Source organism: Nocardioides speluncae (assembly GCF_003121585.1).
GTDB lineage: Bacteria > Actinomycetota > Actinomycetes > Propionibacteriales > Nocardioidaceae > Nocardioides > Nocardioides speluncae.
This window is the reverse complement of sequence record NZ_QEOO01000018.1, coordinates 70,113-87,415: the sequence shown is the minus strand read 5'-3', so window position 1 is coordinate 87,415 and position 17,303 is coordinate 70,113. Positions and strand designations below refer to the sequence as shown.

The window sequence follows — 17,303 nt, the reverse complement described above, 5'->3', positions numbered from 1 at the left end:
GTCAGTCCTCCTTGGACTTGGTGTTGCGCTTGCGGGTGGGTGTGTCCGGTACGACCGGGTCGGGGAGCGGATCCGGGCGTTCGGGAGGGGGCGGGGCCTTGTCGTTGGGCTCGTCGGCGGGCTGCTCGTCCTCGGGGTCGCCTGGGTCCACGGGTTGTTCGTCGGGAGGCAGGTTGATCGCCGCCTCCTCGGACGGAGCGACCCGCAGCAGCCCCGCGACCAGCGGCGGATACGTCTCCGCGACGTACCCCACGCGGCCGTTCTCGTGGACGACCTTCACCAGCCGACCGGCCATCAGAGCGACACCGCGTCGACGGTGCAGTTGGTGACCGCGCTGTAGGTCAGCGCCACCAGGCCGTCGCCGACGGTGTCGCCGAGGTCGGCCGGGAACGGCCCGATCACCGCGGTCGTGTTCGCCGGCACCGTGATCGCGATGTCCGGGCGGGCCTGGCCGTACTTGTCGACCCCGGGTGTGGCGACGGTGACGGTCTTCGACGCGGCGTCCCCGTTGCGGAACAGCACGACGCCGTGTTGGGACGGAGACACCTTGTCGCCGCCCACCGACGCTGCCGGCAGGACGAGGTTGGTGCCGCCGATCTTGGCCTGGCGGTAGGCGAGTGTTGCCATGATGGTTCTCCTCAGGTGGTGGCGATGAGCCGGTACAGCAGGGGCAGGAAGTGCCGCGGCGGGTCGACGTCGTCGTCGCGCCGAGTGCTCGGGTTGAACCCGGGGACAGGCCGGAACCCGTCGGTGACGAACCCGGTCAGCCCGGTCGGGTGCCAGCGGTACAGCTGGTTGTGGACCAGGTCGATGGCGTCCAGGAGGTCCCGCTGGTAGCCCGCGGCGACCGTGACCGGCAGGGTCCAGTCGAGGTGGTCACCGCAGTCGTTGAGCGACGCACCTCCAGCAGTGGGGGCGCCGGCGGACCCGTAGAGCACGGCGTATGGCGCGACCCGGCCAGCCGGGTCTGGTTCGCCGCCGCTGTCGAGGGTGACCGGCGGCTGTGCCGGGACCTCGCCCTGGTAGACCGTGATCCCGGGCAGCAGCGTCACCCGGTCCACGGCCGCGGCGTACAGTTCCTCACGCGAGATCGGCATCAGATGCACTGCTCCCCGAGTTGGGCCAGCGCGGACTCGAGGTCCGGGCTGCGCAGGTCGAACGCGGGGCCCATGTACGGCTGGGCCGCCATCCTGGAGGTGCCGAACTCGACGTAGTCGGCGTACTCGGTGTCCGCGGTGACCGTGGCTTCCAGGCCGTTCAGATCGGCGGCGATCGAGTTCTTCAGGTTGCCGGTGTCGACCGGCACCAGGACCTTCGCGGCGGCCTCGATGTCGAAGGCCACCTTCCCGACGATCTGCTCGGCAATCGGCTCGGTCTGCTCGGCGTGGGCGAGCATGTGCCCGGCCAGCGCGTGAACCTCGGACAGGTCGATCGTGAACACGACGCACCGCCCTTCGGGGCTAGTAGATGAGCGTCGCCTGAAGGACGCGGGAGAACCGGCGCGTGCCGCGCTCGATGGTGTTGATCGTGAACCGCCGCCCGACCATGTCCGGGTCCTCGTCAGCGGTGACCGTGACGACGTGGTCGGTGGTGACCTCGGTGGTCGCGTCCCACGGCAGGGTGACCTCGTAGCTGCGGTGCGGGACGAGCTCCTCGGCGACCCGCTTGGAGGTGTTGCCGCCGAGCCCCGCTGCGACCGCCTGCACGGCTGCGGGGCCGTCGTAGACCGGCGGCACAGCGGCGGTCTCGGTCTGCTTGGTGGCCGGGTTCCAGGCGGGTGTGCCGGCGGCCGGGCCGATGGCCACGGTGGACGCGAGGGTGGCCTCGATCGTGGGGGCGTGGTGGTGCTGCCAGTCGGCCGGGATCACGCGGCGCTTCCCGGACCCCGTGTGGTGGCGCCGCATCAAAACCACGCCGTCGAGGGGAAGTCGTTCCCGACGAGGTCGATGATCTCGAAGACCGATTCGTCGTCCTCGTCGGCCTGCTCACGAAGCGACTTCGCGCGCTCCTTGAGCTCCTTGGCGACGGCTGCGCCGTTCGTGGAGAGGTTGTGGTCCCTGATGACCTTGGAGGTGAGGACCTCGTCGTCGGCGATCGTGTCGATCGCCTGCGCGGCGGCCCGCTTCACCCGGTCGCCTTCGAGCGTGAGGAACGCGGTGATGTCCTCGTCGGAGAACACCGGGTCGCTGTCGTCGGTGTCGTTGATCAGGAGCCGCACCTGACCGGCGGGTGTGGTCGGGTCGTACGCCATCAGGGCCTCCGATCAGACATGGTGGTCAGACGGTGTGTGGCGGACGGGGTGGGCGCTGACGTCGCCCACCCCGTTCACCGGCTTCACTTGGCCGGGGACGCGGCCTTCTTGGCGGGCGGCTTGGCCGGCTCGCCGGAGCCGGTGGCGTCCGGCTTCTCGAGGTCGACTTTCGGGTCCGTGCCCTTGTCGGCGTCCTTGCCCTTGTCCTTGCTCGGCGCAGCGGCCTTTCGCGGCGCCCGCACGGGCTTCTCCACGACCGTCGGGGGCAGGTAGTAGCGAGCCATCTCCGGTCACGCCCCGATCGACGCGAGCGCGGCCTTCGGCTCCATCAGGGAGCCTCCGAACACGTGCCGCACCTTGTAGTCGAGGCCGTCGGTCTCGAACGAGCCCTCCTCGGCGCCGACCATGCCGCCACCGATCCGGATCGCGTTCGGCGCCTTCATGAACAGCTGCGGCGACTCGTGGCCACGGAGGAAGCCGACCTCCATGGCCGGGCGGCCGACGTCCGGGTCGGCGAACAGGTACCAGGTGTTGTCCTTGTTCGCGCTCTCGTCGACGATCGGCAGCCACGGGTTGACGACGAGCTCGACGACCTCGTTGTCCATCCAGTTCTTCGCGACCAGCTGGTCGGTGGTGGCCGATCCGGAACCGGCCGCGACGCGGATCTCGGTGGCGTTGATGATGTTCTTCGCCGTGATCTCCAGGGCCGGCGGTACCTCGAGGCGGACCAGACCGGTGAAGATCGGGTTGCCATCGACGTCCTTGAAACCCTTCAGCCGGGTGATGCCCGTCTGGAGGCCCGCCACGGTCAGCGGGTTGGCCGTGAGCCGGTTGTTGTTGCCCACCGAGAAGAACGCGGCATCTGGGCCGGTACCGTCGGCGTACAGCTCGGTGGCGAACCGCTCCTCCGACATGCGGGCGGCCTTGGCCAGTCGCTGCGGGGCGTCCCGCAGGGCGTCGAGGTCGTCGTTGATCATGGCCTCCCAGAGGAAGCCGAGGCGGCGGCCGTACTTGCCGACCGAGTACTCGTACTTGCCCTCGGACAGAGCGGCTTCCTTGTACTCGCTGCCCTGCTTGACCGCCGGCAGGATCGCCTCGGCGCCGTCGGTGAAGAACTTCTTCACCGTGCGGAAGTCGCGGACCGTGCCCTTCTTGGCCAGCTTGCGCCAGATCGAGGGCCACTCGTTGTAGGTGCCGAGCATCGACCGGTCGAGGATGTCGCCGAACAGCAGCGGGAAGTCCGAGGTGGACATCGCCTCCTGCAGTCGGTGCATCGGGACGCGGCCGGACACGACGCCCTCGACCAGGGTGATCGCCTCGTTGAGGGACCGCTGGTAGCGGGGGTCGTCCTTCCGCATGCTGCGGATGCCGCGGCCGGCGTCACCGAACAGCCGCTGTGTGCTGGCGTCCTCGGACCGGATGGTCTCCAGGAGCTCCAGGAACTCGCTCATGATGTGGGTCTCCTTGGACTCAGTAGCCGAGCTTGACGGGGATGGTGGTGGTGGCACCGCTGGCGACCGCCCCGAGGGCGTAGCCGAACCGGACCGAGCTGGCCGACCCGGGGGTCTTCTCCAGCGTCCCGCCGGTGTTGTCCCACACGACGAGGTCGCCGACCGCGATCGCGGCGTTGGCAGTGCCGTCGTGGCCGAACACGGCCAGGCGGAACACACCGTCGGTCTGGCAGGTGGCGATGCCATCGGTGCCCTCGTCGATGAGGGCCACGAACGGGAGCTGCCCGACAGCGCCCGGGTCGCCGGACTTGACCAGGTCGCCGACGCCGGAGCCGTTGACGGCCGACACGTTGAGCGGGATCTGAGTCCCGCGCTCGTACTCGCGGTTCTTTGCCATGGTGGATCAGCGCCCCTTCGCGGCGGTCTTGGCGGCGGACTCGGACAGCCCGAGCGCCTGGAACTTCTCCACCAGGTCGGCGGAGTCCTTCTCGGCCGCGGCCTCCGCGACCGGGGCCGTGAGTGCGCCGAGTCCGCGCGGCGTGCCGATCCCGGCAGCCTTGAGGACCGCGGCGGTCTCGGTCTCGGCGACGTCGCGTGCGTTCTCGGCGAGGCGCTGCAGCTCGTTCTCGTCGAGCGCACCGGCCTCAGTCAGCGGCACGTTGTGGATGAGCTCGGCGGCCAGGCGGGCGCGGGTCTCGTCAGCGACGTACGACTCGGCGAGGACGGCCGTGACGATGTCGCGGGCGGCATCGCGGGCCTTGACCTCGGCGAGCTCGCGGCGCATCGAGGCGACCTCGTCGCCGAGCAGCTCCCGCGGGGTGCGCGGCTTGCCGGCGGCCTCGGCGACCTTCTTGGCCTCCTCAGCGGTCTTGGCCGCCTCCTCGGTGGCCTTGGTCGCCTCGGCGAGCGCGGCCTCCGCCTTGTCGGCGCGGGCCTTCTGGGTGTCACGCTCCGACTCGAGCGTGTCCACCCGGCCGGCCTTCTCGACGAGGGCCTTGTGCTCGCCCTCCTCGATCTGGATGTTGCCCATGGTGTTCTCCTTGGGTGTGGACTGCCCGGCCGGGTTGACCGGGACGTTTTCGGTGATCTGGCCGCGGGCCTCCGCGATCGTCCGCGCGGCTTCGAGAACGGCGAGGACCTTCCCGCCACGGCCAGCGCGGGTCACGAAGTCGACCGACTGGACGTGCGCTAGGCCCTCGATGATCCGGCCGCGGCGGCCCTCGGCCTCGCCCTCGGTGATGTCGGTGGCGTCCCCGCGGATGGACACCCCGATCGACTCCACGATGTCGCTGACGAACTCGCGGTACGGCGCGGCGACCCGCACCTCGGCGACCAGCGCGCCATCAGCAGAGAGGCGGGCGTCTGTGGTGGTCACGCCCATCAGGTCGCGGATGGACCGCTCCGGCCGGAGCTGCACGTCGACCTCGGTGGGGTGGTCGGCGTACATGTGGGTGCCGGCCGGGATGATCCGGTTCTTTGCGGCCTCGGCGAGGACCTTAGGCGCGTAGTAGCCAGACGATCCCCAGCCGGGGGAGATCAGCTGCACGAGCATCCGCCCGGACGTCTTCGCTGCGGCCGCTGCGGCCTCGCTGATGACGGCGGTCTCCCGCAGTTCCTTCGGCCCGTTGGGCATGGTCGTACCTCCCGGTCGCGGGGTAGCGTGATGGGGTGAGTGGCGCAGCGGACCGGCCCCCTGCGTGCGGTGAGCACGAGTGGCTAGTCGAGGAGCTGAATCTGACCGCGGAGGGCGCGGACGTCGTGTCGACCTGCAGGCGATGCGGCGCCGTTGCCTACGAGCCCGGCGGGCAGGGCGTTAGGCCGGAGCTCCCGGAGATTCGGGACTGATCCGAGTGAAGGACGCGCCCTCAAGCGCGGCCCTGAGCTCGTCGCCCTCGTCCTTCATGGCCGCGAGCTCGTCTTCGGTGTAGTCGTCGGGGCCGATGTTGAACTCCAGCGGGTGCTCCCGCATCGCTGCCCGGCGCTCCGGTCCAGGGGGTAGCGCGAACGGACTGCTCACGGCGCCCACCTTCCCTGGATCACGATGACTGTCCCGACTTGAGTGTATGCCGCCGAGGTCACCGACCCGGAGACCAGAACTTCCGGTGCCACCGACATCCGGCCGACCGAGTCGAGCACGATCCCGGACGCGCCGTTGAGCTCGATGATCACCACCGCGCCGGCGCCACGGGCGGCGTACCGCGAGGCGGTGTCGAAGTCTGGCGAGGTCGACGCGTACGACCAGCCGGCGAGCCGCACGGCAGCGACCACCTGCTCGGCGAAGTCGGGAGCGAGCAGATCGACGCCGTCAACGTTGAGGCCCCGCCAGACCGTGCCGACCGACTGGACCGGCTGGGCGAGCAGCCACCGGGCGGCTGCGTCGATGTCGGTGGCCAGGTCGGCCCTGGTGTACGTCGTGTCGGTGACGCCGGTCTCGGGGAGCTCGGCGAGCCCCTCGATCATCGCGTCGAGCAGCAGCTCGTCCGCGTCGGACCGGGGTTCGCCGGCGGCGAGGTCGCGGGCGGTCTGCTTGACCAGCCGTTGGGTCTCCCCGAGGTACTGCAGTAGCGCGGTCGCGCGGGCGTCCGCGTCGGGGATGTAGGTGTGGAAGTGGTTCGCGTTGTCCTCGTCCCGGAGTCGCGGCAGGCCTCGCTCGTCGCGGCTCGGTGGCAGTGGTTCGCCGCCGTGGACGTAGGCCTGTTGTTCCGGCGTACCGAGGACTGGCCCGAACTCCCACGGCTCCGGGTCCGGGCCAGTCGGGGGCGCGGCCGGGGGCGGCATACCCCCGCCACCGCTCTGTCCGCCCGCGCCACGAGGTGGTGGCTTGGCTGCGACGTACGACTGCCGCCACTTCGGGTTGTCCCGCAGCTCCGCCCACTGCTCGCGCGGGAAGTCCCCGGCCCGCCAGGCGTCGTACCCGTCGTCGCCGAGGATGTCGCGCTGCTCTCGCTCCGGCAGCCGAGCGAACCAGGCGTCTGCGTCCGGCATGACGTCGAGCTCGGGAAGGTCGATCCCGAGGTCCGCCCACGACCGGGTCTGCGGGGACCGTGCGCAGCGGCACTGCTGGTGCCCCTCGGGGCCGGGCGCGTCGAGCGGGAACATGGTGCCGTGCATCCCGATGCACGCACGGCAGGTACGAGGGTCCAGGTTTGTCAGCCACACCCACCCGGTCAGCACGCTGGCGTGCTGCGACTGGCCGAGCTGGGCGGCAGCCCGGTGTGCGTCGAGGGTCTCGGTCCGGGAGATCGTCAGCGCCCGGCTCAGGCCACCGTTGAACGGCCGCTCCGCCCGGGCGACGATCCGGTCGGCGGTGTGCCGCGGGTTCGACCCCACGCTGATGCCACGGACCAGCTCGCGGCGTACCGCTGCGGATGCCTGCGGGGCGAGCGGGATGTGGGAGGCGGTGATCTGCTGCGTCGTGCGCCGCACCATCGCCTCGACTCGCAGCGGGTGGATCCGCGACCAGGAGCCGAGGTCGATCATGGGCCGGTTCGGCGGCAGCATCGACGCGATGATCAGCGCCTGCGTGCGGCCGGCCTGGTCGACGACGTCGCCGACGTCGGCGTTGATCCGCACACCCGACCGGGCTGCGAGGTCCTGCAGCTGGTCCCCGATGGTGGTCAGCGCGGCCCGGAGCAGCCGGTTCCGCGCGAGGGTGCCGCGGCGGATCCGGCCGCCCTCGGCGTCTTGCGCGAGCAGCAGGATCGCCTGGTGCAGGTCAGGTGCGACCTCGTCCCACGCGACCGCCCACGCTCGGACCAGGTCCCGGGTCTGGGAGTCGAGTACGCCGGCGAGCTCGGCGCGGAGTTGCCACTCGAGGCGGAGGGTCTCAGCAGTGGTAGGCATCGCCGTCGGCCGCCGGCGTGATGTTCCGGCCGCCGCACTCGTGACACCACCAGATGGTGCGGAAGATCCAGCGGCCGCCGATGATCAGGACGTCCCACCAGCGGAGCCCGGTGCTGAGCATGCAGTCGTTGCACCAGTGGCCGTGCTCGTGGTCAACCTGTTCGGTCCGGACATGGACCGTCCGGTGCATCGCAGCCATCAGCGCACCAGCGCTGCCGGATCCTCGCCGCGGCGGTGCGACCGGACGGCCTCGTCGCCGGCGTCCGCGTTCGGGTCGACCCAGTTCCCCTCGGCGTCGGTGTTCTCCTCGATGAGCTCGTCGACGTCGCGCACACCGAGGACCTCGAGCAGCAGCCGCATCGTGGTGGTCGCCGGCATCTTCGCGGTGCTGTCGGCGTCCACGATCGCGGACACGCGTTCCAGCACCGAGTCCTCGGTCAGGTCCGGCCACGTGAAGTCCACGGTCCGGTCGGTGTCGGAGGCCAGCGTGATCTGCTGCCGCCCCCAGGGATCCCACCCGACGGTGCCCTTCAGTGGCCCGGCCGGCGCGATCACCGCCTGGTCGATCACGTACCCGAGCAGCTGGGTCAGAAAGTCCTGGTGCACGTCGCGGCGCATCCGCGCCATGTTCTCGGTCGGCTGGTCCAGCGTCTCGGCGACCGCACGGGCACCGGTGGTGCCGGGGTCGGTGAGCAGCATCGTGACCGGCACGTCGAGGCCGGCAGCGACCATCCCGGCGAGCGGCTTCCCGGACTCGGCGTCGATGGTGGCGCCCGACTTCGGGATCGCCTCTAGGCTGTGGCCCGGCCCCATCGCGGCGACCTGCCCAGCGGGCTCCGAGGTCAGCGGTGCACGCAGCGCCTCGGCCGCGCCCTTGATCGCGGTGACCGCCCGCGACGCCCGCGACTTGGTGTCGCCGGTCGCCCGCCACGCGAACTTCGCCAGCGACTTGGTGAGCAGCGCCCAGTCGGTCAGGAAGTCCTTATAGGCCCGCGCCCACGGCAGCACGGCGTACGCGTCGCCGAGCCCGAACTTCCAGCCCTGCAGGTCGTTGACCTTCAGGTGGATGACCGGGGCGTCCCACATCACCGGCACGCCGTTGACCCTGACCGGCCGCGCGCCCCTCGGGCGGTAGGCGATGTCCGGGTAGTACGTGGTGAGGGTCTGCCCGTCCTCGACGTACTCGCGCTTGTAGTACCACGCCTCCGAGGCGTCCTGCGGGTTGCACAGCACGTCGGTCACCTGGTCGAACGGCAGCGGCCGGACCTGCACCCCACCGGAGAGCCGCTCGGTGAAGCACGCGAACAGCAGGTTCCCGTCCGTGCCGAGGGTCCGTTCGTTCCGCTCCCGGGCACCGGGGCCTGTGAGGACCTTCCGGTTCGCCGGGTCGTCGAGGAACCCCTGCACGACGGCGTTGACGTCCTGGTCGCCGTCGTCGCCGACCGCACGCGCGGCGATCGACACCCCGCCGCCCCACACGTACCCGGTCCGCAGCGACAGGCCCCGCTTCACCAGCGGGTTCGCCACCGACATGATCCGGGCCAGCACCGAGATCCGGTGCAGCCCGACGCGGGTGAACTCCTGCTCGGCGTACGCCGCCATGCGACGCCAGTCCTGGTCCTCCAGGGCCAGCTCGAGCTCGGCCATCGACTCCTGCAGGAGCTCGATGGTGTCGTTCGCCTGGCCGAGCTCCTCAGACACCGACTGGGTGTGGAGCTGCTCGGTGATCTGGTGCGTGGACTCTACGAGTCGGTTGGCGCCGGTGATGCGGTCGAGCAGTCCCACAGTCCACCGCCTCGAATCGTCGTTGATGTCAGTAGGGGCTGATCGAGTAGTCGGCGAGCTCGGGCTCGAGATCCTCAGCGGTCACGACCTGGTCCGGCGCGACGTGCGCGAACGCGAGCATCAGCCCGTCCGCGCGGTCCGGCGACGGCAGCCCCCGCTTCCGCATGTCGTCCTTCGACTCGATCTGGATCTGGCCACGCGCGGTGAACTTGTACTTCATCGACCCCAGCTGCGCCGCGAGCTCGTCGTCGTCCGGGTCCAGGTCGATGTCGCCGTCCTCGAACCGCTCCCGCAACCCCCAGTACCACTCCGCGCGGGCGTTCGCGAACCGCTCGTTGTCGGCCGCCGCGGCGCCGGCCTGCAGGTCGAGGGCGGGCCAGCCGAGCGCTATCAACTGGTCGACCACGCCACCGCCTACACCGACGCCGTCGACGTGGATCACATACGACGCGACCATGGCCCGGGCGATCTCCACGACCCTGCCGGTCGTCTCGGTGGTGGCCTGCTTCGACCAACTGCCGACGATCCGGGCGACCGGGCCGGCCGTCTGGACCACGATGGTCTGGTCGGTGCCGAACCGGGCGACGTCCACACCGAGCCGCTGATCCTCGGTCGGCTGTAGCGACCGCTGCTGGGCGGCCTCGATCCACGACGGCGGGATCAGGGTGTCGTCGCCGACGTCGGGGAACTCCCCGAGGACCTTTGAGATGTACCGCGGGGACTCCTCGCCCCACCGCCGCTTCTTGTCCTCCACCCACTCCTCGGACAGCAGCAGCGGCCGCAACACTTCGGGCACCAGCTCGTCGGTGAAGTTCGGGGTATCGAACGCGGAGATCCCGATCACGTTCCACCCCGACCCGGGTTTGCAGACCTTCCCGAACTCGGTGTTCGGGTCGTCAGGGTTCCCGATCGCGAGGATCCGGCAGTCGGCGTTGGTGGTGATCGCCTCGACCGCGGTCCACAGCTGCTCGGGTACGCCGCACGCCTCGTCGATGATGACCAGGACGAAGCGGCGGTGGATGCCTTGGAAGCCGTGCTCGTCGGTGTCGGCGGGCTTGCGGCCGAACCCGACCAGGGTGCCGTCGTCGAGCTTCCACTCGTCGGACTGCAGGACCCGGCCAGGCAGCGGGTTGCCGTTGGCGGCTGCGCGCTTCGCGGCGGCGCGGATCTCTTCCCACAGGATCGCGTGGACCTGCTTGTAGGTCGGCGCGGTGGACACGACGAACGCTTCGCCGGGCGGGTGGGTATCGATCCACCAGTCAGCGATCCGGGAGGCGATGTAGGACTTCCCGGAGTCGTGGCAGGACCGGACGGCGGTGCGCCTGTGCTCGACGATGGACGCGGCGATGTCGCGTTGCTTGGACCAGGGGTGTTCACCGAGGCGGTCGCGGATCCAGCCGGCGGGGTCGGTGAGGTGCGGGTCGGGTCGGAGGGGTTCGAACTGGCGTGCGGCGTACTCGAAGGGGTCAGTGATCGTCACGTTCCGCCTCCGACCTCGACGCACGACCACTAGGGTCGGAACATGGAAACCAGCGAGTCTCTGACCCTGACTCCGATCGACACCGAACCCACCGGCGTCGAACTCACAGCAGACGCCGGGCTCAGCGCGCTAGCAAACCTGATGCAGCGGCACGACGGAGCCAGCCTGACTGTGACCCTCAGCGTCAGTGGCAGCCTGGTGACCGGGGACTTGGTTGGGCGGAACACCTGGCTCGATCAGCAGCACAGGCAGTTCGCCGACCTTGATAAGGCGGTCGGTGAGATCGCCGCGCAGCTGCGTGAAGGGCTGCGGCGGCCGGCTGATGGCGAGCGCGACGCCGAGGGCGAAGTGTTCGTGGAACGCTACGTGCACTTGGTGAATGCCCGATACGTCGTCGGCGGTAGCTTCGTCCCCGCACAGGGCGGAATGTTCTGGCGTGGCCGCCTGCAGTCGGTCGATGGCTGGTCTCTCGGAGTCGTCAAGTAGTAGGCCGGCGACCCGCTCCGACGATCGAACGGGTGTTCTAGTCTGGGGTGTGGCTGCCAACCCGTCGAAACGCGACCGCTGGCCCGACTACAAGCCAGTCAGGTTCGTGCTGATCCGACGCCGCATGCGCTGGGAGCGGCCCTACCAGGGGCTGCTGGTCGAGTGGCGGCGCCATTCCTACAGGTGGTTCGCCCTGGTCGCGTTCGTGGACGACGACGGGGCGATGGTGATGCGGTGGCTGCCAGCAGACACGTTGCTGCCAATCGAGGTGGACCCGAACGTCCTGGACAAGCCGCGGCTCGGGCCGGTGCGGGTGAGATGACGAACCCCACCAGTCCCGGGGGACGGTGGGGAGCTAGTCACATCATTGGCTAGGTGTAGAGACACTTCACCTGCCGAGGCACATGGTGCGCCTGAGACGGGCGGGAAGTCAAACACCCGGCGTGTCTTGCGGCGGATCGAACGAGTTGCCCACGGTCACTACCTGGCTCCAGCCAGCGCCGAGTCGCTCGGTGAGGCCGATGACCACGACCTCGGTGTCGTCAGGCAGATTCAGCCGGTGACCGACATCGAGCGGTTCGCTTGTTTCGAACTCCATGAGGATCTCGCCACCTTCGTCCGTCACCCGGGCAGGATCTCTACCGATGCGTCCGTCGCGGACCGTCACATGGATCATGCACCCAGTCTCCCATCCCGGCCAGCCCGGATCGTGTCCAACAACCTCGACTGCAACGCGTGCGTACACCGCGCCGACCCGCACCGCCCGCACGTCCGCGACAGGTCCGGCACGATCGGCTTCGGCAACGGGCAGTAGCACGGCCCCGGCCCCACCCGCGGCACCTTCTCCGCCTCCGATTCCGCGCGGATGTGGTCCGCCAGCAGCCCGATGTTGTCCTGATCCCACGTCACCCGACACGGATCGTTGGTGCACATCGCGACCGCGTCGCCCAGCTTGACCTTCAGGGTGCCGCGGACCCCGCACTGCGGGCAGGTGTTATCCGGGGTCCAGGCCGGCGAGTCCCAACCGGTGACGACGCGGGCCTGGGTCCACCAGCGGCGTACGTCGCGCTCGACCGCGCGGCGGGTGACTTCGTCGGCGGAGGCCGCCAGCGCGCCGAGCAGCCGGATGCACGCGATCGTCCCGGACCCACGCACGACCTCCTTGCGGCCGCCCGCCTTCTTCTCCAGCCGGTCGCCCGGATCGTCCTCGCCGAGGTCCCGCACCCACCGTGCCGCCTCAAGGTCGATCCGGACAGCAGCGTCGTACGCTTCGAGCCTGGCGGCCGGCTTCGACTGGTAGCCCGGTCGTAGCCCGTCCTCGACTGCGGCGGACGGCAGGTCGCCGTACCAGAGCTGGGTGACCAGGGCGGGCGCCTTTATGCGATGGTCCCGGCCAGCCCAGCCGGTGCTGTCGCGGATGGTGTAGTGCTCGGCGTGCTGGTGCGGGGCGGTGAGTTCGCGGATGTAGTCGGCGAGCTCCATCCTCAGCGGCTTGGTCACTCGGCTCCTCCAAGAATGTCCGTGGGGCGGCGTAGCGTCTGATCGACAGCAGTAAGCAACTGGGAGGAACCAATGAAGGACGTGCGTACGGGCGAGTTCACCGATCTCGTGATCGCGGGAAACACCACAGTCAACGGCCAGGTGAAGGGCGCCACGGTGCAAGCCGGCGCGAGCCTCGCCGTGAACGGGCATGTCGACGGCGTCATCGAACTTGGTGACGGCGCGGCGCTGACTGTGTACGGCACCTTCGTGCCGGCGGCTGTGCAGAACCTCGGCATCGTGCTGGTGGGCGGCATGCTCGAGTACCCACGCAGCAAGTGGGCCGACCTCGGACGATTCGTGCTGTCGCCCGGCACGATCGTGAACACCGAGACGATCCTCGGCGCCGATGGGACCGAGGAGGAGCTCGGCGGGCAGGACCGGACGATCAACATCGACGGCAGCGTTTGGTGCGCGTGGATCGAGTCTGAGGGCCGGTTCATCCCGATGTCCGAGCTCGAGGCGGCGGCAGCTAGGGACAGCGAGAGCTGACGGTCGGCCCGTTGGCGGCACATCACGCCAGGTACCTCCTCGTGGGGATGCCCGCCTTTTCAGCGAGGACGGCGCAGTGGGTGGCGCCGCGGGAGCCGTCGCGGATGAACGCGAGGCAGAGGTCGGCGCCGAGCGCGACCATCTCGGCGTTGCGGCGGAACCCGGCTCGCTTGCAGATCCGCGCGCCGTCGTGCGACGGAGGGCAGCCTTCGTCGTGGCGCTTCCAGTCGGCAGGGTGGCGCTCGATGCTGTCTGGGCCGACGTTGTGGGCCCACGTCTCGTCGGCCAGCCGGTCGGCACCTTCGCGGCAGTCGCCGTGCACGAGGGTGACGTCGCCCGGGATGAAGGGGCTGACGGGGAGAGGCCACGCGAGCTCGACCCAGGCCGCCTGAAGCTCCTCGCGGAGCTTCTCCTCGTCGGTCCACTCCGGCATGCTCGAGTACCCACGCAGCAAGTGGGCCGACCTCGGACGATTCGTGCTGTCGCCCGGCACGATCGTGAACACCGAGACGATCCTCGGCGCCGATGGGACCGAGGAGGAGCTCGGCGGGCAGGACCGGACGATCAACATCGACGGCAGCGTTTGGTGCGCGTGGATCGAGTCTGAGGGCCGGTTCATCCCGATGTCCGAGCTCGAGGCGGCGGCAGCTAGGGACAGCGAGAGCTGACGGTCGGCCCGTTGGCGGCACATCACGCCAGGTACCTCCTCGTGGGGATGCCCGCCTTTTCAGCGAGGACGGCGCAGTGGGTGGCGCCGCGGGAGCCGTCGCGGATGAACGCGAGGCAGAGGTCGGCGCCGAGCGCGACCATCTCGGCGTTGCGGCGGAACCCGGCTCGCTTGCAGATCCGCGCGCCGTCGTGCGACGGAGGGCAGCCTTCGTCGTGGCGCTTCCAGTCGGCAGGGTGGCGCTCGATGCTGTCTGGGCCGACGTTGTGGGCCCACGTCTCGTCGGCCAGCCGGTCGGCACCTTCGCGGCAGTCGCCGTGCACGAGGGTGACGTCGCCCGGGATGAAGGGGCTGACGGGGAGAGGCCACGCGAGCTCGACCCAGGCCGCCTGAAGCTCCTCGCGGAGCTTCTCCTCGTCGGTCCACTCGCGGGACCCAGTGATCAGCAGCCTCACGACGCACGCTCCAGGCCGATCTCGCGCCGTACCCGGTCCGCAGCCGCCGCGACGTACCGGAGCCCCGCCTGACGCTCACGCTCGATCCGCGTCAGCCACCGCTCACGAGCTGCGGACTCCAGGTGGCCGGCGTGGTCGCAGGCCACGCATTGCAGCGCGATGTCGAGCACGTCGAGCACCCGCACCGCGATCAGCAGCTGGTCGCCGCGGTCGTTGGCCAGCAGCCAGTCGAGCCACTGCTCGGCGGTCGGGTAGCAGCCCTCAGGCCACGTCCGCGCCTTCACGCCGCACCCCCAGCACCAGCTTCAATCGCATGCGCCCGGAACACCGCAGGCACCACCTCCGACACCAAACCCCGCTGCCGGTCATCCAGATCAAGCCGGTCCAACACACCCCGCACCACCGCCGCCAACATCACACCCTGCGACTCCGCCAACCGCACCCGCCGCTCCTCAATCCCCGCCGACACGCACGCCTTCGCCACCTCGACCAGGTGCTTACGCTCCTGCTGGTAAAGCTGCACCCACACGTTCGGCCGCGCCGCCTTCGTCGTGTCCGTCCCCGGGTGCTCACCCGAGCCCTTCCGCACCTTCTCCGTCACACCCCACACCACCTCGCCCTGCTCGAGATCTCGTACGACGTACTCCAACCAGGCGACAGCCCCGGCGGTGCGGTGCAGCTCCTCCAGCAGCGCGCCGTGCGGGTCAACCTCCCGCGGCAGCCCGAACGTCACCACCGCGGCCGCGGCGCGGGCCTGGTCCTGCCGACGCTCGGCCGCGGCCTTGACCTGGCCGGCGCTCCCTCCATGCGTTCGGCACACCGTCGCCCCCTTGATGGGCTGCTTGCGACAACGGCTGGTTGGGGTGGTGGAGCCGTTGCAGCGTGGTCGGTCGCAGGTGGGGCATGGTCCGTGGCCGGGTGGTGCTGGTGCGTGGGCTTGGTTGGTGCAGCTGGTGGTCATGCTGCGGCCCTCTTTTGGTAGTAGTGGTGGCCGGTTTGGTGGGGGCCTTGGATGACGCAGGTCCAGGGGCCGTTGGGGTGCCCGCAGATTGGGGTACCGACCCCACCGGTGACCTCGGTGGTGGGGTCTGTCATCACCGGTCGAGCAAGTGGGGTCACTCCGTAGGAGAGTGACCCCGTGACCCCACCTGCTTGACGGACCGGAGTGATCCGGCCGCCGACCTCACCGCCGACCTCACCGCCGACCTCACTTGGCGGAGTCATGAGAGGGGCTCCTGTCGGGCCCATTCTGGGTTGACGTGCATGGCGTCTTCGTCCTCTCGGTACGGCGTGACGGAGCGGTGGATCTGCTTGCGGTTGGGCCCGGTTTCGACCTCGATGTAGCCCTCTTGGACGAGGCGGTCGATGGCCCGTTTCAGGTAGGCGCCGGTGCCGGAGATGCGGCCGTCGACGAGCTCGTTCTTGCCGAGGCCGGGGGTGATCTCGATGTAGCGGGAGACGCGTTCCATCAGGTGGGTTGGGCGCATGTTTCCGGCCTGGTCGGTGGGGACTTCGGTGGGTGCGCGGAGCTGGTAGCGCAGGCAGTTGATATCGGTGGCGTCGAGCCAGAGCTCGGCGACGGTGCGGCCGAGGGCGATCTCTTCGACGTACCCGGGCCGGTCCTTGGACACGGTGATGCGGGCGTGGCCGGTCTTGCCGCGGCCGAACGGTTCGATGGCCTTGACGAGGTAGCCGACGCCGTCGAGACCGGCGAGCTTGTGCTGTCCGCCGAGGGCCCAGCGGCCTTGCTTCTCGCCGTCCTTGACGACGTGGTCGATCATCACGACGGCGGGGCCCTGGTCGGCGATCCAGCGGGGGAGGAGGGCGTAGAACGCGGCGACGTCTGCGTTGCCGTTGAGGTCGAGGCCGTGGAGGGTCATCGCTTCGGTGACGCCGTCGAGGATGACGAGGCGGGCGCCGTGGACGGCGTGCTCGAGGTCGGGTCTGCTGGTGTGGTCGAGGGCGGTGTGGGGGCGTACGTAGCGGAAGTGGGTGCGGATGGTGTCGGGGTGTACGCCGAGGGCCATGAGGCGGCCTACGACGCGGGAGGCGCGGTCTTCGAAGTCGACCATGGTGACGGTTTGGCCCTCGATCAGCTGCTGCGCGCAGGCGATGAGGGCGACCCAGGTTTTTCCGGATCCGGGTTCGCCGGACAGTGAGTGGACGGCGCCTTCGTAGAGGAGGAGCTGGCCGTCGTCGCGGGCGAGGAGCGCGGGTGGTGGGTCGATCTCTTGGCCGGCGAGCACGGCGTCGAGGTTGAGTGCGGCCCAGTGGGTGGGGCCGCTGCCGATGGTGTAGCGGAGTGCGGCGTCTTCGACGGCTTGGAGGGCGTCGCCGAGGGTGGTGTCGAGTGTGTCTGGGGTGCCGTTGTAGCCGTGTTGGACGAGGCGGTTGCCGGCGTCGATGACGGCGCGGAGGCGGGCTTTGTCGCGGACGGTCTCGGCGTAGTAGGTGGCGTTGGCTGCGGTGGGGACGTTGGCGGTGAGGGTGTGGAGGTAGGGTGCGCCGCCTACGCGTTGGAGTTCGCCGCGGCGCTGCAGCTCCTCGGCGACCAGGACCGGGTCGACGGGTTTTCCGGCTTGGGCGAGCGCGACGATCGCGTCGTGGATGGTTTCGTGGGCGGGCCTGTAGTAGTCGGTGCCGGTGATGAGTGCGGTGACGTCGGGGATGGTGTGTGCGGCGATGAGCATGGCGCCGAGGACGGCTTGTTCGGCGGCGTTGTCTTGGGGTGGTGTGCGGCGGTCGGTGGGCTGGTCGTACTCAGGGTCGTACGGCGGCTCGTCCTCTACTGGGTGGAGGTGCCGTGTGGGCGGGGTTGGTGGTGGCCCGTCGTCTGCCGTCACGTTGGTCCTCG

Annotated in this window: 26 protein-coding genes; 4 read left to right on the top strand and 22 right to left on the bottom strand. The window is 69.8% G+C overall.

The window, feature by feature from the left end:
* Position 1: 1 nt before the first annotated feature.
* From DDV73_RS11330 to DDV73_RS11265, 15 genes are all read right to left on the bottom strand, one after another.
* A complete protein-coding gene (locus tag DDV73_RS11330) occupies positions 2–295 on the bottom strand; it encodes a hypothetical protein (RefSeq protein ID WP_109507356.1) in 294 nt (97 codons plus the stop codon).
* Positions 295–627, bottom strand: coding sequence for a hypothetical protein (locus DDV73_RS11325; protein ID WP_109507355.1), 333 nt, complete (start codon positions 625–627; stop codon positions 295–297). Before DDV73_RS11325 ends, DDV73_RS11330 begins: the two co-directional genes overlap by 1 nt.
* Before the next feature lie 11 nt (positions 628–638).
* Positions 639–1,097 carry a hypothetical protein gene (locus tag DDV73_RS11320; protein ID WP_154402727.1) on the bottom strand — a complete coding sequence of 153 codons (459 nt, stop codon included), beginning with the start codon at positions 1,095–1,097 and terminating at the stop codon, positions 639–641.
* Positions 1,097–1,441, bottom strand: a complete 345-nt coding sequence (locus DDV73_RS11315; RefSeq protein WP_206050820.1) for an HK97-gp10 family putative phage morphogenesis protein — start codon at positions 1,439–1,441, stop codon at positions 1,097–1,099. Before DDV73_RS11315 ends, DDV73_RS11320 begins: the two co-directional genes overlap by 1 nt.
* 19 nt (positions 1,442–1,460) lie before the next feature.
* Positions 1,461–1,904 carry a DUF6093 family protein gene (locus DDV73_RS11310; protein WP_109507353.1) on the bottom strand — a complete coding sequence of 148 codons (444 nt, stop codon included), beginning with the start codon at positions 1,902–1,904 and terminating at the stop codon, positions 1,461–1,463.
* The gene (locus DDV73_RS11305; protein ID WP_109507352.1) at positions 1,904–2,251 is read right to left on the bottom strand and encodes a hypothetical protein; all 348 of its coding nucleotides are present in this window, start codon (positions 2,249–2,251) and stop codon (positions 1,904–1,906) included. Before DDV73_RS11305 ends, DDV73_RS11310 begins: the two co-directional genes overlap by 1 nt.
* An 83-nt stretch (positions 2,252–2,334) precedes the next feature.
* Positions 2,335–2,535, bottom strand: a complete 201-nt coding sequence (locus tag DDV73_RS11300; RefSeq protein WP_109507351.1) for a hypothetical protein — start codon at positions 2,533–2,535, stop codon at positions 2,335–2,337.
* A 6-nt stretch (positions 2,536–2,541) separates the two neighbouring features.
* The gene (locus DDV73_RS11295) at positions 2,542–3,702 is read right to left on the bottom strand and encodes a phage major capsid protein (protein WP_109507350.1); all 1,161 of its coding nucleotides are present in this window, start codon (positions 3,700–3,702) and stop codon (positions 2,542–2,544) included.
* A 19-nt stretch (positions 3,703–3,721) separates the two neighbouring features.
* On the bottom strand, positions 3,722–4,099 hold the full coding sequence (locus DDV73_RS11290) for a DUF2190 family protein (RefSeq protein ID WP_109507349.1): 378 nt from the start codon (positions 4,097–4,099) through the stop codon (positions 3,722–3,724).
* Positions 4,100–4,105: 6 nt separating this feature from the next.
* Positions 4,106–5,335: a hypothetical protein gene (locus DDV73_RS27915; protein WP_154402725.1), complete on the bottom strand. Its 1,230-nt coding sequence runs from the start codon at positions 5,333–5,335 to the stop codon at positions 4,106–4,108.
* A gap of 180 nt (positions 5,336–5,515) precedes the next feature.
* The gene (locus DDV73_RS27910) at positions 5,516–5,719 is read right to left on the bottom strand and encodes a hypothetical protein (protein WP_154402724.1); all 204 of its coding nucleotides are present in this window, start codon (positions 5,717–5,719) and stop codon (positions 5,516–5,518) included.
* Complete coding sequence (locus tag DDV73_RS11280; protein ID WP_109507348.1) at positions 5,716–7,545, bottom strand: phage minor head protein; 1,830 nt, start codon at positions 7,543–7,545, stop codon at positions 5,716–5,718. The genes DDV73_RS27910 and DDV73_RS11280 overlap by 4 nt, the downstream gene beginning before the upstream one ends.
* Entirely contained in the window at positions 7,529–7,744 is a 216-nt protein-coding gene (locus DDV73_RS11275) for a hypothetical protein (protein ID WP_109507347.1), read from the bottom strand. Before DDV73_RS11275 ends, DDV73_RS11280 begins: the two co-directional genes overlap by 17 nt.
* Positions 7,744–9,330: a hypothetical protein gene (locus tag DDV73_RS11270; RefSeq protein WP_109507346.1), complete on the bottom strand. Its 1,587-nt coding sequence runs from the start codon at positions 9,328–9,330 to the stop codon at positions 7,744–7,746. The genes DDV73_RS11275 and DDV73_RS11270 overlap by 1 nt, the downstream gene beginning before the upstream one ends.
* A 28-nt stretch (positions 9,331–9,358) precedes the next feature.
* Positions 9,359–10,810 carry a hypothetical protein gene (locus DDV73_RS11265; RefSeq protein WP_109507345.1) on the bottom strand — a complete coding sequence of 484 codons (1,452 nt, stop codon included), beginning with the start codon at positions 10,808–10,810 and terminating at the stop codon, positions 9,359–9,361.
* 42 nt (positions 10,811–10,852) lie between these two features.
* Between DDV73_RS11265 and DDV73_RS11260 the strand changes: the two genes are divergently transcribed.
* Complete coding sequence (locus DDV73_RS11260) at positions 10,853–11,296, top strand: hypothetical protein (protein ID WP_109507344.1); 444 nt, start codon at positions 10,853–10,855, stop codon at positions 11,294–11,296.
* 49 nt (positions 11,297–11,345) lie between these two features.
* Positions 11,346–11,618: a hypothetical protein gene (locus tag DDV73_RS11255; protein ID WP_109507343.1), complete on the top strand. Its 273-nt coding sequence runs from the start codon at positions 11,346–11,348 to the stop codon at positions 11,616–11,618.
* A gap of 108 nt (positions 11,619–11,726) precedes the next feature.
* Here DDV73_RS11255 and DDV73_RS11250 read toward each other — a convergent pair whose 3' ends face one another.
* Entirely contained in the window at positions 11,727–11,972 is a 246-nt protein-coding gene (locus DDV73_RS11250; RefSeq protein WP_109507342.1) for a hypothetical protein, read from the bottom strand.
* Positions 11,969–12,796 carry a hypothetical protein gene (locus DDV73_RS11245; RefSeq protein WP_109507341.1) on the bottom strand — a complete coding sequence of 276 codons (828 nt, stop codon included), beginning with the start codon at positions 12,794–12,796 and terminating at the stop codon, positions 11,969–11,971. The genes DDV73_RS11250 and DDV73_RS11245 overlap by 4 nt, the downstream gene beginning before the upstream one ends.
* A gap of 72 nt (positions 12,797–12,868) precedes the next feature.
* Here DDV73_RS11245 and DDV73_RS11240 point away from each other — a divergent pair, with 72 nt between their 5' ends.
* On the top strand, positions 12,869–13,327 hold the full coding sequence (locus DDV73_RS11240; protein WP_109507340.1) for a hypothetical protein: 459 nt from the start codon (positions 12,869–12,871) through the stop codon (positions 13,325–13,327).
* Between the two features lie 22 nt (positions 13,328–13,349).
* Here the strand turns inward: DDV73_RS11240 and DDV73_RS11235 are convergent, their stop codons facing one another.
* Complete coding sequence (locus tag DDV73_RS11235; protein WP_109507339.1) at positions 13,350–13,760, bottom strand: SLOG family protein; 411 nt, start codon at positions 13,758–13,760, stop codon at positions 13,350–13,352.
* Between DDV73_RS11235 and DDV73_RS11230 the strand changes: the two genes are divergently transcribed.
* On the top strand, positions 13,759–13,995 hold the full coding sequence (locus DDV73_RS11230) for a hypothetical protein (protein ID WP_109507338.1): 237 nt from the start codon (positions 13,759–13,761) through the stop codon (positions 13,993–13,995). The genes DDV73_RS11235 and DDV73_RS11230 overlap by 2 nt on opposite strands.
* Before the next feature lie 22 nt (positions 13,996–14,017).
* On the opposite strand, the gene DDV73_RS11225 is transcribed toward DDV73_RS11230, so the two are convergent.
* The 4 genes from DDV73_RS11225 to DDV73_RS28225 all read right to left on the bottom strand — a co-directional run bounded on the left by DDV73_RS11225 (position 14,018) and on the right by DDV73_RS28225 (position 17,292).
* Positions 14,018–14,449: an SLOG family protein gene (locus DDV73_RS11225; RefSeq protein ID WP_109507337.1), complete on the bottom strand. Its 432-nt coding sequence runs from the start codon at positions 14,447–14,449 to the stop codon at positions 14,018–14,020.
* Positions 14,446–14,733, bottom strand: coding sequence for a hypothetical protein (locus DDV73_RS11220; protein ID WP_109507336.1), 288 nt, complete (start codon positions 14,731–14,733; stop codon positions 14,446–14,448). The genes DDV73_RS11225 and DDV73_RS11220 overlap by 4 nt, the downstream gene beginning before the upstream one ends.
* On the bottom strand, positions 14,730–15,269 hold the full coding sequence (locus DDV73_RS11215; protein WP_154402723.1) for a hypothetical protein: 540 nt from the start codon (positions 15,267–15,269) through the stop codon (positions 14,730–14,732). Before DDV73_RS11215 ends, DDV73_RS11220 begins: the two co-directional genes overlap by 4 nt.
* 400 nt (positions 15,270–15,669) lie before the next feature.
* Positions 15,670–17,292: a DnaB-like helicase N-terminal domain-containing protein gene (locus DDV73_RS28225; RefSeq protein WP_161962362.1), complete on the bottom strand. Its 1,623-nt coding sequence runs from the start codon at positions 17,290–17,292 to the stop codon at positions 15,670–15,672.
* Positions 17,293–17,303: the final 11 nt, after the last annotated feature.